We start from the raw sequence: 15,776 nt of genomic DNA, 5'->3' as shown, positions 1-15,776 counted from the left end.
ACGGCAGTCCGTTCGATGACGCGCGAACAGCTCACACTGACGTCCCTGGCGCGAGCCGGGTTCGCCGACCTCGGCAAAGCGGGGGAGCGGCTTGACGAGCTGTCCCTGCTCTCAGGGCTTCCCGCAACGGAGGCCTTGGCCAGTTTCGCCCTGTCTGCCGAGCCGGACTCCGCACTGACGGAGGCGCTGACGCTTCTGCGCCGGGTGCCCGACCAGGCACGTCCCTTCTTCCGGAACCAGTCCGCCGCGCAACGCCTGCTCCGGGTGGTCGGAGCGTCGGCGGGGCTTGCGGAATTCTTCCTCCGGCAGCCCTCCGAGCTGGCCTCGCTGGCGCGTCCGGTCGAGTCACTCCCGACGCCGGACGAGCTGCGGGCCGACCTGCTCGCCTCCGTCGGTGCCGTCGACGGCTTCTCCGATGTCGTCGACGAGGCGGCCTGGACGCAGCTCCGTGTGCGCTATCGCCGGCGACTTGCGCAGATCGCGAGCTTCGACCTGCAACAGGACGATTCGGTCGACGGACTCGACGCAGTCGCCGCCGCCCTCTCCGACCTCGCAGCCGCCGCCCTTGAGGCCTCCCTGGCCATCGCCCGACGCATGGCCAGCGGTTCGGGCCCAGGCCGTTTCCCGGAGTCCGAGGTGCGCGCGACCCGGTTCTCGGTGATCGGCATGGGCAAGGCCGGCGCACGCGAACTGAACTACGTGAGCGACGTGGATGTGATCTTCGTCGCCGAGGGCGACGAGGAGGCCGGTGTGTCAGCCGGACGGGCCGTCGACATCGCGACCAGGCTGGCGGTCCTCACCATGCGAGGGATCGATGCGCCCGCTCTGGAACCCGGTCTCTGGGAGGTCGATCCCAACCTTCGGCCGGAGGGCAAGGACGGCGCGCTCGTGCGCACCCTGGAATCGCACCTCGCGTATTACGATCGCTGGGCGAAGGGATGGGAGTTCCAGGCGCTGTTGAAGGCGCGCCCGCTCGCCGGCGATGCTGTCCTCGGCGCCCGCTACGTCGAGGCCCTCGCGCCCAAGGTCTGGGCGAGCGCATCCCGTGAGAACTTCGTCGAATCCGTGCAGCGGATGCGCGAACGGGTCACCGACAACATTCCGGACGACGAGGTGGACTACCAGCTCAAACTCGGCCCGGGCGGCCTGCGCGACATCGAGTTCACGGTGCAGCTGCTCCAGCTCGTGCACGGCCAGCTCGATGACCGCGTACGGCAGGCCGGGACTCTCCCCGCACTCGCCGCCCTGGCAGCACAGGGCTACATCGGTCGGGCCGAGTCCGCTGACTTCTCACGCGACTACCGCACCCTGCGTCTGATGGAGCACAGGCTGCAACTCCGTCACCTCAGGCGCACACATCTCATGCCACGCGACGAGGCGGACGTACGCGTGCTGGCGCGTGCGACGGGTCTGGCCTCCGGCGCCGCCGAGCTTGACGAGCGCTGGCGTGCGATCAAGCACCGGGTGCGAGGACTCCATGAGCGCCTGTTCTATCGCCCCCTTCTGAGCGCCGTCGCCGCCCTGCCCAACGAAGAGCTGAACCTGACGAGTGCGCAGGCCGAAGCCCGCCTCGCGGCGATCGGTTTCCGCGACCCGCGCGGCGCGCTGGTGCACATCGGTGCCCTCACCGGTGGCGTGTCGCGGCGAGCCGCGATCCAGCGCACGCTCATCCCGGTGCTGCTGCAGTGGTTCGCCGACGGCGCCGACCCCGACTACGGGCTCCTCACCTTCCGCCGGCTGAGCGAAGATCTGGGCTCCACGCACTGGTTCCTGCGGATGCTGCGCGACGCATCCGGTGCCGCGGAGCGCCTGACCCGCGTGCTGTCCGGCTCCCGCTTCGCCGGCGAGCTGCTGGGCGGCATTCCCGAGTCGGTGGCGTGGCTCGAGTCGGAGGAAGAGCTTCGTCCTCGTACGGCACCGCTGCTTCACGAGGAGACGCGGGCGATCCTGTCGCGCCACACCTCTGCGGACGCCGCGGCCGCGGCGCTGCGGGCCGCACGAAGGCGGGAGGTCCTCCGGCTCGCTTTCTCTGCCATCCTCGGGTTCTGCACACTCGACGAACTCGCGCAGGGACTCACCGATGTGACGGAGAACATCCTCTCCGGAGTGCTGGAGGCGATTCGCAAAGAACGTCCGGATGGCCGGAGCATCGAGTTCGCGGTCATCGGAATGGGCCGCTTCGGTGGCCGCGAGCTCGGGTTCGGCTCGGATGCCGACATCATGTACGTCTTCCGGGCCGGGCAGACGGACGCCGACACGGCGCACTCCACGGCGAAGGCGATCGTCGCCGAACTCGGCCGCCTCACGGAGGACAACCGTCTGCCGCTCGACCTCGACATCGGTCTGCGCCCTGAAGGCAAGAACGGGACGCAGGTGCGCTCGCTGGACTCCTACCGCGCGTACTACGAGCGCTGGTCTCTCACCTGGGAGGCGCAGGCCCTCCTGCGCGCGAGGGGCGTCGCCGGCGACGCGCCGCTGCTCGCCGATTTCACAGCGCTGGCCGACGAGGTGCGCTATCCCACCGCGATCAGCGAGCAGGCCGTGCGCGAAGTCCGCCGTATCAAGGCGCGCGTCGAGAACGAGCGGCTGCCCCAGGGCGCCGACCCCAACCGGCACCTCAAGCTGGGGCGTGGCTCTCTCAGCGACGTGGAATGGTTCGTACAGCTCATCCAGCTCGAGCACGCCGCTGAGTTCCCTGCGCTCCGGACGACCTCCACGCTCGAGGCCCTCGCCGTCGCAGCCGAGGCCGGGCTGGTAGCCGAACCGGATGCCGAGCGCCTGCGGGATGCGTGGATCCTGGCATCCCGGGCGCGCTCGGCCATGACGTTGTGGTCGAACAAGACGGCGGATGTGCTCCCTGTCGACCGCGTTCAGCTCGAGGGCGTCGCGCGCCTCCTCGAGTATCCGCCGGGCTCGGCGAGCGCACTCGAGCAGGACTATCTCGCCGTGACGCGACGCGCCAGGGCAGTCTTCGAGCGCTCCTTCTACGGTCGTGTGGAGCGTCCGGCACCCTCGACGGCGTGACGTCGCGGTGCGCCCCCGCTAGAGTGCGGGCATGACAACTGAGCCTGCCCCATTCGTCAACCCAGCGCTGCCACTCGAGATCGGTGCCACCGCCGAGTGGAGATCGCCTGCCGGCACCTACCAGCTCACGCAGGTCGACGCCGACACGATGTCCGTGACGGTCGCCGGCGACCCGTCCTACGAGGCGCTGATCACGCGCACCGACGAGTTCTACGACATCACGTCGAACTCCGAGACCGGCAACTTCACTGGCACTGCGGAGACCTGGGACGAGATCCTCGCAACCTTCCTCGGCCGGGCGGACGCGAGCTGAACAGCAAGAGGCCCGGTCAGGAATAACTCCTGACCGGGCCTCTGTGCGCTGTGTGTGACTACACGCCGTAGTAGAGCTCGTACTCGAACGGGTGCGGACGCTGCGCGAGGGGCTTGATCTCCTTCTCGCGCTTGTAGTCGATCCACGTCTCGATGAGCTCCGGGGTGAACACGTTGCCCGCGAGCAGGAAGTCGTGGTCGGCCTCGAGAGCGTCGAGCACCTCGGAGAGGGTGCCGGGCACCTGCGGGATGCTCTTCGCCTCCTCGGGCGGGAGTTCGTAGAGGTCCTTGTCGACGGGCTCGTGCGGTTCGATGCGGTTCTTGATGCCGTCGAGGCCCGCCATGAGCTGTGCCGCGAAGGCGAGGTAGGGGTTGCCCGAAGCGTCCGGCGCACGGAACTCGATGCGCTTCGCCTTCGGGTTGGTGCCCGTGATCGGGATGCGGATGGACGCCGAACGGTTACCGGCCGAGTACACCAGGTTGACCGGCGCCTCGAAGCCCGGAACCAGGCGGTGGTAGGAGTTCACCGTCGGGTTCGTAAAGGCCAGCACCGCGGGGGCGTGCGCGAGCAGGCCGCCGATGTACCAGCGTGCGATGTCGGAGAGCCCGCCGTAGCCGGCCTCGTCGTAGAACAGCGGCTTGCCGTCGTTCCAGAGCGACTGGTGGGTGTGCATCCCCGAACCGTTGTCGCCGAACAGCGGCTTCGGCATGAAGGTCGCCGTCTTGCCCCACTGGTTCGCCGTGTTCTTGACGATGTACTTGAACTTCAGGATGTCGTCGGCCGCGTGCACCATCGTGTCGAAGCGGTAGTTGATCTCCGCCTGTCCGCCGGTGCCGACCTCGTGGTGCGCGCGCTCGAGGATGAGCCCGGCGTCGATCAGCTTGAGCGAGATGTCGTCGCGGAGGTCGGCCTGCTTGTCCACGGGGCTGACGGGGAAGTATCCGCCCTTGTACGGGGTCTTGTTGCCGAGGTTGCCGCCCTCTTCGTCGCGGCCCGAGTTCCAGGCGCCCTCTTCGGAGTCCACCGAGTAGAAGCTCGAGTTCTGCTTCACTTCGTAGCGCACGTCGTCGAAGATGTAGAACTCCGCCTCGGGTGCGAAGTATGCGGTGTCCGCGATCCCGGTCGAAGCCAGGTACTTCTCGGCCTTCTTGGCGACCTGGCGCGGGTCCTTCGCGTAGATCTCACCGTTGCGGGGGTTGTAGATGTCGAACACCATGATCAGGGTGCGCTCGACGCGGAAGGGATCGATGTAAGCGGTCGAGACATCGGGGATGAGCTGCATGTCGGACTCGTGGATCGACGCGAAGCCGCGGATGGACGAGCCGTCGAACAGCTGGCCGACAGAGAAGAACTCTTCATCCACGGTCGATGCGGGGATGTTGAAGTGCTGCTGGACACCGGGAAGATCGGTGAAGCGGATATCAAGGAACTTGACGTCGGTGTCCTTGATGAACTTGAGCACCTCGGAAGAATCACGGAACATGCGGAGGACTCCCAATGGCTTGGAACGGGACGGACCGCACCTGCGGCCCGCCCTCTGAGGGTATGGGGAGGGGGTTTCCCTGCGGTGTCGCTAATGTTTCCAACATGTTACGCGTACCCCGGGCCGGTAAACTCAGGGGGTGCCCAGCCAGAATGCCCAGCCCGCCCGTTTCGGAGACATGGCTCCGAGCCGTTACCCGGGGGAGCGGCTCGGCTTTCCGGAGGAGGGGCGCGGTTCGATTGCGCGCCCGGGCCGGCGCATCATCGCCCTCCTGATCGACTGGGGGCTCGCCATCCTCATCGGCTACCCGTTCTTCCACAACGACGCGTGGGCGAACCTCGGCATCTTCGTGCTGATGCAGATCGTGTTCATTCCGACGATCGGCGGCAGCATCGGGCACCGGCTGCTCGGGCTGCGCCTCGTCGCTCTGAGCGGAGGATGGATCGGGCTGTGGCGCCCGATCGTCCGGACGCTTCTCCTCGCGATCGTCGTGCCCGCGCTGATCTGGGATTCGGACCAGCGCGGATTCCACGACAAGATCGCGGGGACGGTGCTGCTGCGCCTTTAGCGGTCAGCGAGCACAGGGTTAATCGAGCACAGGGTCAGCGGGAGCGCTGCGGCCGAACCTTGAGCGGGTCGACACCCTTGGGGATCGGCATCTGGCTGCCGAGCGAGCTGAGGCGGTTGCTGATGGCGAGCACCTCGGCCTTGGTGAGTGTCGGCTTGATCCGCGTGAGGGCGCGAGGGACCTTGTGGAGCGGCACCGAGTCCGCGTCGGGGCCGACACTGATCGTGGTCACCGGCACGTTAGGGAGCACGCGCGTGACGCGCCTCCGCTCCTCGTCGACCATCTTGCCGGTGCGCGACTGCGGGCCTTCGCTGATGAGGACGACTCCACCGCGACCTACGGCGCGGTAGACGGCGTCATGCGTCTTGCCGTTGACGGCGACGGGCATCTCGGACCCACGCCAGCTCTTGCGCAGCGAACTGCGGAGCACGGCACCGACCGCACCCGGCTGGCCCTCGATCTGCGAATACGCGGCGCGTTCCGCCCGCCGGCCCAGGATGATCAGGGCGAGCAGCACGCCGGCCAGCACGCCGGCGACGATCCACAGCACCATCGTGAAGACGCTGCCGTCGGAGAGGAAGATGGCGAGAAGGATGCCGGCGATGATCGGGAGTGCGAAACCACCGACGATGTACAGCAGCGCCCGCGAGTCGTAGCGGCGGGTCATCTGGAACACCTGCCACATCTGCTTGAGACGGCCTGGTTCCTTCGTCGCGGACGTGTCCTTGCTGCGTGCCATGATCTCTAGGATACCGACTCGTCAGGGCCTGTCGTGACCGCGTTCGCGGTCAGGAGACAGCCTGGGCGAACCCGAGCGACGCATCCGCCAGCTGCCGGAGTTCCTCGGGGATGTCCCGTCCCTTTGCAACCATCGACTGCGCCCACAGTCTGCCGGCCCGATACGACGAGCGGACGAGCGGACCTGCGAGTACTCCGAGAAATCCGATCGCTTCCGCTTCCTGCTTGAGTTCGACGAATTCCTCCGGGCGAACCCACCGTGCGACCGGCAGGTGGCGAGGGCTGGGGCGAAGATACTGGGTGATGGTGACGATGTCCGTGCCTGCATCGTGGAGGTCCTGCAGCGCCTGGCTGACCTCTGCGCGCTCCTCGCCCATGCCGAGTATGAGGTTCGACTTCGTGATCAGGCCGGCGTTGCGGCCCTGTGTGATCACGTCGAGCGAGCGGTCGTACCGGAAGGCGGGGCGGATGCGCTTGAAGATCCGGGGGACCGTCTCGACGTTGTGGGCGAAGACCTCCGGATGCGCGCTGAAGACTTCGCCGAGGTATTCGGGGTTCCCCGAGAAGTCGGGGACGAGGATCTCGACGCCGGTGCCGGGGCTCTGCCGGTGGATCTCCCGGATCGTCTCCGCGTACAGCCACGACCCTTCATCCGGGAGGTCGTCGCGGGCGACGCCGGTGACCGTTGCGTAGCGCAGGTTCATCTGGGCGACGGATTCGGCGACGCGACGCGGCTCATCGGTGTCGTAATCGGCGGGCTTGCCGGTGTCGATCTGGCAGAAGTCGCACCGGCGCGTGCACTGGGACCCGCCGATCAGGAAGGTGGCCTCACGGTCCTCCCAGCACTCGTAGATATTGGGACAGCCCGCCTCCTGGCACACGGTGTGGAGTTGTTCGCCCTTGACGAGCGCCTGCAGCTCGCGGAACTGTGGACCCATCTTGGCTTTTGTCTTGATCCACTCCGGTTTGCGCTCGATGGGTGTCTCGGCGTTGCGGACCTCGAGCCGGAGCATCCGGCGTCCTTCGGGCGCTGCGGTCATGCGACGGTCTCCAGTTCGGTGTTGCCGAAGACGCGTGCGAAGGCGTCCTCGATGTGCGGCACGACATCGGCCGGTGTCACGGTGCGTCCAAGGACCTCACTGATGGAGGTGACCCCCGCATCCCGGATGCCGCAGGCGACGATGTGCTCGTAGGCGTCGAAACCGTTGGAGCAGTTCAGCGCGAATCCATGCATGGTCACGCCTTCTGCGACGCGGATGCCGATAGCGGCGATCTTGCGGTCCGGTCCGTCGCCGACGATCCAGACTCCCGACCGCCCCTCGACCCTCACCCCAGGAACGCCGAGCGTCGCGAGTACGTCGATCAACAGGCTCTCGAGCTGGCGGACGTAGCCGACGACGTCGATGGGTTCGACGAGATGAAGGATCGGATACCCGACCAGCTGCCCCGGCCCATGCCAGGTGATCTTGCCTCCGCGGTCGACATCGATGACGGGTGTGCCGTCTGTCGGCCTCTCGGAGTCCTCGGTGCGCTTGCCGGCGGTGTACACCGACGGGTGCTCGAGAAGGATGACGGTATCGGGCGCCCGGCCTGCGACAACGGCGGCATGAAGGTCACGCTGCTGCTGAAGGGCCTCGAGATACGGCACGGAGTTGGCGCTTAGCCCCGCGACGACGAAGTCGATCACTCGAACAGTCTAGGTGCATCGGGAGGGCGTTTCGGCATAGTTGGACTGAGTCCAATAACTACTTTCACGCCTCCTCCCCAATCGCGGCGCTCCGCAATTCGTCCACGGATGCGCGCATCCGGCCGCGCCGCGCCGATCCGCTGGGGTGGACTCGATCCATGACGAGACGGCGCGAACGGACAGCACAGGCCAGCGAGGCGCGGCTGGAGCTCCGGGTCGATGCCGCAGCGGCCTCGGTGGGGCTCCGGGTCCTCCGCGAGCTCGGCGATGGCGGTACCTCGCGGGTGTGCCTCGTCGTCCCGCGCGACGCCGACCCGCTCCGTTCACTGGATGCGTCGCGTGCAGCCATGAAGGTTCCACGATTCGAGGCGGTCTCCGATCGGCGCGTTCGAGAAGACCGGGTGCTCGCTTCCGTGCGGTCGCCGCATGTGGTCGCTCTGCTCGGAACACCCGACGCGGGAACGGGCACGCTGCTTCTCGAACACCTTCCCGGTGGGACGCTCGGCGAGCTTCTCGCTCGACGGGAATTCCTCCGGATCGGGGAAGCGGTCACGATCGTGGTGTCGCTGGTGCGTGCACTCGCCGTGCTGCATGCCGCTGGATACCGGCACGGATCGCTTTCGTCGTCCAAGGTCATGTTCGCGGCGGACGGACGGCCGGTGCTCGTCGGGCTCTCGCATGCGGTCGCCGTCGCGCCCAGTCCCATGGGAGGAGCGGCGCCGGCGGAGAGCGCTGACGATGCCGGGTTCCGGGAGATCGTCGGCCTTGTGGCGAGCGCCGTGGGTGACGCCGCAATCGAGCCCGCTGTGGCGGAGCTGATGGCCCTGACGAGACCCGGGCTGGCTGAGTCGATGGATCCCGCCGCGTGGCTCCAGCTCGAAACCCGCATCTTCAGGGTCGGTCGCCCCGAACCGGTGCTGCTGGTTCCACTGTCCGCGCCGCTGATCTCCGCGGCGGGAAGGGGTGCGCCCACCGATGCGGTCCGGCGCCCAGGGGAGGCGACAATGATGTTCCGGGCACGGTTCGGCGGTGATCGCCTAGCCGGTTTGCTGAGGCTCGCGCGCCAGAAGCGAAAGCTGCTGATCTACTCGGCCGGCTGCATTCTGGTCACCGGAGCCGTCGTGGTCGCGCTGGTGGCGCCCCCGTCAGGCGATCGGGGGCGCGCCGCCACTGCGGCGACGGACGCACCCTCAGGAGCCCGTCACGAGGCACTGGCGCCGTCCTCCGTTGCGCCGACCAACCCGTCTCCCACTCCGACCCCTGGGGCCTCACCAGCCGCTGTGAGCGAGGCGCAGCCCGTCGATCCTGTCGACGCGGCTGCGCGGCTTCTTCGCGCGCGCTTCGAATGCTTTGCAAGCAATCCTGCTGACGAGCATTGTCTTGACGCAGTGCTGCAGCCCGGTTCAGCGATGGAAGGCAGCGATCGGGCCGATCTGCGGCTCGGCGACCATGCTGCCTCGGCTGCCCGTCGCGACTATCGGGCCCACGAGGTCTCGCTGATCGAGCGGATGGGAGACGCGGCCCTCCTTGCGCTCACCCCGAGCGCTGCGTCCACACGTACGGATGGAACATCGGCACAGACGAAGCCGGCCTCGCTCCTGATCGTCAGGGGTGAGGCCGGCTGGAGGCTCCGTGAGCTCTTCGAGAACTAGTTCCGGATCAGATTCCGAGGTTCGCTTCGAACGCGCCGCCTTCGAGCCGGTTCTTCACCGCCACGAGGAAGCGTGCTGCGTCGGCACCATCGACGATGCGGTGATCGTACGACAGCGCCAGGTACACGGTCGAGCGGATCGCGATCGAGTCGGTTCCGTCGGCGCTCACGACGACAGGCTTCTTCGACACGATGCCCGTACCGAGGATCGCCACCTGCGGGAGGAAGACGACCGGCGTATCGAACAATGCGCCACGCGAACCCGTGTTCGTCAGCGTGAAGGTTCCACCGGCGAGTTCGTCGGGCTTGAGACGGTTCTCGCGCGTGCGCTCGGCCAGGTCCGCGATCTCGCGCGCAAGACCGGCGATATCGAGGTCACCTGCGTTGCGGACGACCGGGGTGAGGAGGCCACGCTCGGTGTCGACCGCGATCGACATGTTCTCGTGGTCGGGGTAGACGATCGAATCGCCGTCGATGGTGGCGTTGATCACGGGGTAGGTCTTCAGCGCTTCGGCCGCGGCAAGAGCGAAGAACGGAAGGAACGAGAGCTTGACGCCCGTCTTCGCCTGGAAGTCGCCCTTCACGCGGTCGCGGAGGGCTGCGACCTTGGTCACATCGACCTCGACCACCGTGGTGAGCTGCGCCGACGACTGCATCGAGAGCACAGCGCGTTCAGCAACCACCTTGCGCAGCCGCGACATCGGCTGGGTGGTGCCGCGGAGCGGCGACACCTCAGGTGCAGCTGCAGCCGCAGGCGCCTCGGAGACAGCAGCGGCAGCGGGAGCGGCACCGGCCTCAAGAATGTCCTGCTTGCGGATCCGACCGCCGACACCGGTACCGGTGACGCTCGAGAGATCGACACCCTGCTGGTTCGCGAGCTTGCGAACGATCGGCGTGACGTATCCGGAGCCGGCGTGGGCGCCGCTGGGGGCTGCGGCGGGAGCCGGTGCAGCGGGAGCGGCGACGGGCGCCGGCGTGGCGACAGGCGCAGCCGGGGCTGCGGGCGTCTCGGCGACCGGAGCAGCAGCTGCGACGGGCGCGGGCGCGGCGGGCGCTTCGGCGACCGGTGCCGGTGCGGCGACGGGCTCGGCCGGAGCGGCAGGCGCCTCGGCCACGGGTGCGGGTGCGGGTGCGGCGACAGGCTCGGCCGGGGCTGCGGGCGCTTCGGCGACCGGAGCGGGCGCAGGTTCGGCAGGAGCCCCAGCCGGCGCGGGAGCAGACTCTGCGGGAGCAGCCTCTGCAGGAGCAGCCTCGGCGGGCGCGGCCTCAGCCGGGGCGGCCTCGGCTGCGGGAGCGGCAGGAGCCTCACCCGAACCGGATCCGTCGCCGATCGTTACGAGCGGAGTGCCGACCTCGACGGTCTCGTCCTCCTGCACGAGGATCGCCTCGATCACACCTGCCACGGGGGAGGGGATCTCGGTGTCGACCTTGTCGGTCGATACCTCGAGCAGGGGCTCGTCGACCTCGACACGGTCCCCTACGTTCTTCAACCAGCGGGTGACCGTGCCTTCCGTGACACTCTCACCGAGTGCCGGGAGGCTGACGGATTCGCTCATGACGTTGTCTCCTTCAAAACCATTTTTCGTTCAGTAGCTTATTGCAGGTCCGTGCGCCAGGCGCGGGATTACAGGGTGTGGAGCGGCTTTCCCGCGAGGTACATGAACGCCTCGCCGAGAGCTTCGCTCTGCGTGGGGTGCGCGTGAACCAGCGGAGCGATGTCCTCGGGGTAGGCCTCCCAGTTCACGGCGAGCTGTGCTTCGCCGATGAGCTCGCCGACACGGGCCCCGATCATGTGCACGCCGACGACGGGCCCGTCGTTCACGCGAACGACCTTGACCGAGCCCGAGGTTCCGATGATCTCGCTCTTGCCGTTGCCGGCCAGGCTGTAGTCGTAGCTGGAGACGTTGTCCGCCCCGTACTGCTCGACCGCGCGCGCTTCGCTCAGACCGACCGAGGCGACCTCGGGGTCGCAGTACGTGACCTTGGGGATGTTCACGTCGGGGATGACGACAGGATTCAGGCCCGCGATCTCCTCCGCGACGAAGATGCCCTGCTGGAAGCCGCGATGTGCGAGCTGGAGACCGGGGACGATGTCGCCGACGGCGTAGACGCCCGGGATGTTGGTCGCGAGGCGCTCGTTGGTGATGACGAAACCGCGGTCCATTGTGACGCCGACCTCTTCATACCCGAGATTGGCCGTCACCGGGCCGCGACCGACCGCGACGAGCAGGAGCTCGGCGTCGACCGTGTCGCCGTTCTCGAGCGTGACGACGACACCGTCGTCGTTCTGGGTCACGCCCTGGAAGCGCACGCCGAGACGGAAGTCGATGCCGCGACGGCGGAAGGCCCGCTCGAGCGACTTGCTGATCGCCTCGTCCTCATTCGGGACGAGGTGCGGGAGCGCCTCGACGATGGTCACGTCGGCCCCGAACGACTTCCACACGCTGGCGAACTCGACGCCGATGACACCGCCACCGAGCACGGCGACCTTCTTCGGCACGAAGTCGAGCTCGAGTGCCTGCTCGCTCGTGATGACGCGGCCACCGATCTCGAGACCGGGAAGCGAACGCGAGTACGACCCCGTCGCCAGGATGACGTTCTTGCCGACGATCGTGTCGTCGCCGACCTGGACGGTCGTGGGGGAGGTCAGGCGGCCCGTGCCTTCGATGACCGTGATGCCGCGAGCCTTGACGAGGCCCTGGAGTCCCTTGTACTTCTTGGCGACGATGCCCTCGCGATATGTGGTCACACCGGCGATGTCGATGCCCTCGAACGTGGTGTTGATGCCGAATTTCGACGACTCACGCGAATAGTCCGCGACCTCGGCCGCGTGCAGCAGTGCCTTCGTGGGGATGCAACCCCGGTGAAGACAGGTGCCGCCGACCTTGTCCTTCTCGATCATGCCAACGGTGAAACCGAGCTCGGCCGCGCGCAATGCTGCCGCGTAGCCTCCGCTCCCACCGCCGAGCACCACAATGTCAAAGTTCTGCTCAGACACCCAGCTACTCCCTCGCGCATCAGGATTCGTGACACGACCCTGCCCGGGAGAGGTAACTCGAGGGCAGGCGTTGAAAGGCAAGATTTTCTTGCCTCTACGACCTTACTACTGTCCCGAAAAGTCCTCGGCCAGCCGGAGCAGCGCGCGTACGCTGACGGCGGACGGGCCCTTGCCGGTGAACCCGAACGGCGACGTCGGCCCCTTCGCGGGACCCGCGATGTCGAGGTGCGCCCACGGAATACGGGTTGCGTCGTCCCCTTCGCCGGTGGTGCCCACGAACTCCTGGAGGAATACCCCGGCCAGCAGCATCCCGCCGGCCGTGTTGCCCGGGTTCGCATTCGCGATATCGGCGACCTCCGAATTGATGGTCGCCCGCAGCTCGCCGGGGAGCGGCATCGGCCAGACCAGTTCCCCGGTCGCACCCGCCGCGTCGACGACCCGCGAGACGAGGTGGTCGTCACCCATGACGGCGGCATAGCGGGTTCCCAGCGCGACCAGCGCCGCACCCGTGAGCGTCGCGACGTCCACGATCGCGTCCGGCTGCTCTTCGCTCGCCGCAACGAGACCGTCGGCCATGACGAGGCGACCTTCCGCATCCGTGTTCAGAACCTCGACGGTCTTGCCTCCGCGCATCCGGAGCACGTCATTCGGGCGGATCGCCGTACCGGACGGCATGTTCTCGGCGATGCACAGCCACGCGGTCACCCGGACCGGAAGTCCGAGCCTGGCTGCAGCGAGGGTGACGGCGAGAACGGTCGCCGCTCCGGTCATGTCGTATTTCATGCCGACCATTCCCGTCGGCGGCTTGAGCGAGAGTCCGCCGGTGTCGAAGGTGATGCCTTTTCCGACGAGCGCGAGATGCTTCCCTGCTCCGGCCGGCGAGTAGGCCACTTTCACCAGGCGCGGGCCCCGTGCCGAGCCCTGGCCGACGCCCAGGATGCCTCCGAATCCGTCCGCCTCGAGCATGGCCTCATCCCACACGGTCACCACGACGGGCAGCTCTGCGCCGCGATCGGTCGCCGCCGCGGCCAAGGATGCCGGGTAGAGGTCCGACGGGGGAGTGTTGACCAGGTCCTTGACCAGGGTCACGGCCTCGGCGACCGCTGTCGCATGCGCGATCAGCCCATCCGCATCCGTAGCGTCACCCACGACGGTGATCGAGGCGACCGGCTGCTTGACCGTAGCGGCCGACGCCACCCGGTAGGCAGTGAAGGCGTAGGCGCCGAGGGCCGCGCCCTCGAGAATCGCCCCGGCCTCCTCGTCACCCGCGAACGGGATGGCCACAGCCACGCGGTCGAACCCGGCGAGCTGGCGGATGGCCGATCCGGCCGCATATCGCAGCGTGTCGGCATTCCGCTCGGCCGGCAACCCGATCACCGCGACGGGAGCCTCGCCAATGCCGCGCGGGATACGTGCCAGTTCGTCGCGCCCGCCGCCGAAACCGATGGCGACGAGCTGCGCGCCGATCGACTCGAAACCGGGGGCGGCGTGCAGTGCGATGGAGCCGTTCGTGACGGTGGCGCCGATCACCACCGCATCGATGTCGCGACCGGAGGGAAGGGATGCGGAGAACGCGAGGGAAGGCACAGTCATGGTTCGAATGTAGTCGTTCGCTGGTGTTCGCTCTCGGCGTGCGCACTCTCCCGCGGTTCCCTGCAATGGCGCAGCGACCGCCCTTTAGAGTTAATTCATGCGGGATGCGCGCGAACTCTACGAACTCAATCCGGACCTCCGCGAGGTCCCGGAGGGGTTGAACCTGGTCGCCGGCCTGACCGGATTCGCAGATGCGGGAGCGGGCGTCACCCAGCTCGGCACCTATCTTCTCGGAACCCTCGACCACGAGGTCGTTGCGACCTTCGACGCCGACATCCTGCTCGACTACCGCGCACGCCGCCCGACGATCTACTTCGACCAGGACCACCTGACCGACTACGAGCCGGCCACCCTCAAGCTCTACCTCGCGTACGACGAACTGCGCCAGCCCTTCCTCCTGCTCACCGGTTTCGAACCGGACTTCCAGTGGGAACGGTTCACAACCGCGGTTCTCGGACTGATCGACACCCTGAAGGTCAAGGCGGTCACCTGGGTGCACTCCATCCCGATGCCCGTACCGCACACCCGGCCGATCGGCGTGACCGTGAGCGGCAACAGGGGCGACCTCATCGACGCGATGTCGATCTGGAAGCCTCACACGCAGGTTCCGGCGAATGCGCTGCACCTGGTCGAGTACCGGCTCCAGCAGCTCGCCTACCCGATCGCGGGCTTCATCCTGCTGATCCCGCACTATCTGGCCGACACCGAGTACCCCGCCGCCGCGATCACCGCCCTCGAGTCGATCAGTGCCGCCACCGGGCTCATCTTCCCGACAGACCGCCTGCGCCAGGAGGACCGCGACTTCGTGGCCAACATCGACGAGCAGGTCGCGTCGAATCCGGAGCTCGGCCGGCTGGTCGGTGCCCTCGAGGAGCGGCACGACAGTTATATGCAGGACACCCAGTTGCGTTCCCCCTTGACCGACGAGGACGGCGAGCTCCCGTCGGCGGACGAGATCGCCCAGGAGCTCGAGAACTTCCTCGCCTTCCGTCGCCACGGCGACGACGAGAACGGTCAGTCGCGCTAGCGGCATGGTCGAGCGGCCCTTCATCGAGGATGCACGCCTCGCGAGCATCCGCACGGCCTACGACACGGTCGCGGTCGACTACGCAGAACTGCTGCGCGACGAGCTGACGGTGAAACCGTGGGATCGCGGCATGCTCGCGACCTTCGCCGAACTGGTGAGCGCAGACGGCCCCGGGCCTGTCGCGGATCTCGGATGCGGGCCGGGGCGAATCACGGCACACCTGCACGACCTCGGCCTCGACGCCTTCGGCATCGACCTGTCGCCCGGGATGATCGACGTCGCTCGGGCAGCCCACCCCGCGTTTCGGTTCGACGTGGGCACGATGACCGACCTCGCGATCCCGGACGCCTCGCTTGCCGGAGCCGTCGCGTGGTATTCGATCATCCATTCGCCGCCGGAGCAGCTTCCGGTCGTGTTCGCGGAGTTCGAGCGGGTCCTCGCGCCCGGAGGCCGTCTCCTCCTCGCCTTCCAGGTCGGCGACGAGCATCGTCACATGGACGCCGGGTACGGCCACTCCATCTCGCTGGACGCCTGGCGGCTGTCGCCCGACGCGGTGGCGTTGCTCCTCGAGGATGCAGGCCTGCAGGTGGATGCGCGCCTGGTCCGGCAGCCGGATTCGTGGGAGAAGGTGCCCCAGGCGTTCCTGGTCGCGCGGAAGCCTGCGGACGAGCCGGTCGCGTCGGCGTACTAGCCT

General features: G+C 67.7%; 13 protein-coding genes. 6 read left to right on the top strand and 7 right to left on the bottom strand.

Annotated elements, in window-relative coordinates:
• The first annotated feature begins 15 nt into the window (after positions 1-15).
• Together G3T36_RS10965 and G3T36_RS10960 are read left to right on the top strand one after the other, a co-directional pair.
• Positions 16-3,024, top strand: coding sequence for a bifunctional [glutamine synthetase] adenylyltransferase/[glutamine synthetase]-adenylyl-L-tyrosine phosphorylase (locus G3T36_RS10965; RefSeq protein WP_163289814.1), 3,009 nt, complete (start codon positions 16-18; stop codon positions 3,022-3,024).
• Between the two features lie 31 nt (positions 3,025-3,055).
• On the top strand, positions 3,056-3,337 hold the full coding sequence (locus G3T36_RS10960) for a hypothetical protein (protein WP_163289813.1): 282 nt from the start codon (positions 3,056-3,058) through the stop codon (positions 3,335-3,337).
• Positions 3,338-3,395: 58 nt separating this feature from the next.
• Here G3T36_RS10960 and glnA read toward each other — a convergent pair whose 3' ends face one another.
• Positions 3,396-4,820: a type I glutamate--ammonia ligase gene (glnA, locus tag G3T36_RS10955; protein ID WP_163289812.1), complete on the bottom strand. Its 1,425-nt coding sequence runs from the start codon at positions 4,818-4,820 to the stop codon at positions 3,396-3,398.
• Positions 4,821-4,998: 178 nt separating this feature from the next.
• Here glnA and G3T36_RS10950 point away from each other — a divergent pair, with 178 nt between their 5' ends.
• Positions 4,999-5,388 (top strand): RDD family protein, encoded by a 390-nt coding sequence (locus G3T36_RS10950; RefSeq protein ID WP_163290301.1) that lies wholly within the window; start codon positions 4,999-5,001, stop codon positions 5,386-5,388.
• 34 nt (positions 5,389-5,422) lie between these two features.
• Here the strand turns inward: G3T36_RS10950 and G3T36_RS10945 are convergent, their stop codons facing one another.
• From G3T36_RS10945 to lipB, 3 genes are read right to left on the bottom strand one after another with little or no spacing between them, the layout of a single operon-like run.
• Positions 5,423-6,127 carry a DUF4191 domain-containing protein gene (locus G3T36_RS10945; RefSeq protein ID WP_163289811.1) on the bottom strand — a complete coding sequence of 235 codons (705 nt, stop codon included), beginning with the start codon at positions 6,125-6,127 and terminating at the stop codon, positions 5,423-5,425.
• A gap of 49 nt (positions 6,128-6,176) precedes the next feature.
• A complete protein-coding gene (lipA, locus tag G3T36_RS10940) occupies positions 6,177-7,166 on the bottom strand; it encodes a lipoyl synthase (RefSeq protein ID WP_163289810.1) in 990 nt (329 codons plus the stop codon).
• Positions 7,163-7,813: a lipoyl(octanoyl) transferase LipB gene (lipB, locus tag G3T36_RS10935; RefSeq protein WP_163289809.1), complete on the bottom strand. Its 651-nt coding sequence runs from the start codon at positions 7,811-7,813 to the stop codon at positions 7,163-7,165. Before lipB ends, lipA begins: the two co-directional genes overlap by 4 nt.
• Positions 7,814-7,971: 158 nt before the next feature.
• Here lipB and G3T36_RS10930 point away from each other — a divergent pair, with 158 nt between their 5' ends.
• Complete coding sequence (locus tag G3T36_RS10930) at positions 7,972-9,465, top strand: serine/threonine-protein kinase (protein WP_163289808.1); 1,494 nt, start codon at positions 7,972-7,974, stop codon at positions 9,463-9,465.
• Between the two features lie 7 nt (positions 9,466-9,472).
• Here G3T36_RS10930 and sucB read toward each other — a convergent pair whose 3' ends face one another.
• From sucB to G3T36_RS10915, 3 genes are all read right to left on the bottom strand, one after another.
• A complete protein-coding gene (sucB, locus tag G3T36_RS10925) occupies positions 9,473-11,020 on the bottom strand; it encodes a 2-oxoglutarate dehydrogenase, E2 component, dihydrolipoamide succinyltransferase (RefSeq protein WP_163289807.1) in 1,548 nt (515 codons plus the stop codon).
• Positions 11,021-11,088: 68 nt separating this feature from the next.
• Positions 11,089-12,462, bottom strand: a complete 1,374-nt coding sequence (gene lpdA / locus G3T36_RS10920; protein WP_163289806.1) for a dihydrolipoyl dehydrogenase — start codon at positions 12,460-12,462, stop codon at positions 11,089-11,091.
• A 105-nt stretch (positions 12,463-12,567) separates the two neighbouring features.
• Complete coding sequence (locus G3T36_RS10915) at positions 12,568-14,055, bottom strand: leucyl aminopeptidase (RefSeq protein ID WP_163289805.1); 1,488 nt, start codon at positions 14,053-14,055, stop codon at positions 12,568-12,570.
• A 97-nt stretch (positions 14,056-14,152) separates the two neighbouring features.
• On the opposite strand from G3T36_RS10915, the gene G3T36_RS10910 reads away from it, so the two are divergent.
• On the top strand, positions 14,153-15,082 hold the full coding sequence (locus G3T36_RS10910; RefSeq protein ID WP_163289804.1) for a proteasome assembly chaperone family protein: 930 nt from the start codon (positions 14,153-14,155) through the stop codon (positions 15,080-15,082).
• 4 nt (positions 15,083-15,086) lie between these two features.
• Complete coding sequence (locus tag G3T36_RS10905) at positions 15,087-15,773, top strand: class I SAM-dependent DNA methyltransferase (RefSeq protein WP_163289803.1); 687 nt, start codon at positions 15,087-15,089, stop codon at positions 15,771-15,773.
• Positions 15,774-15,776 lie beyond the last annotated feature (3 nt).

It is taken from the genome of Leifsonia tongyongensis (genome assembly GCF_010686705.1).
GTDB classification, from domain to species: domain Bacteria; phylum Actinomycetota; class Actinomycetes; order Actinomycetales; family Microbacteriaceae; genus Diaminobutyricibacter; species Diaminobutyricibacter tongyongensis.
Note: the sequence above shows the minus strand (reverse complement) of the source record. Positions and strands in the feature narration are given on the sequence as shown.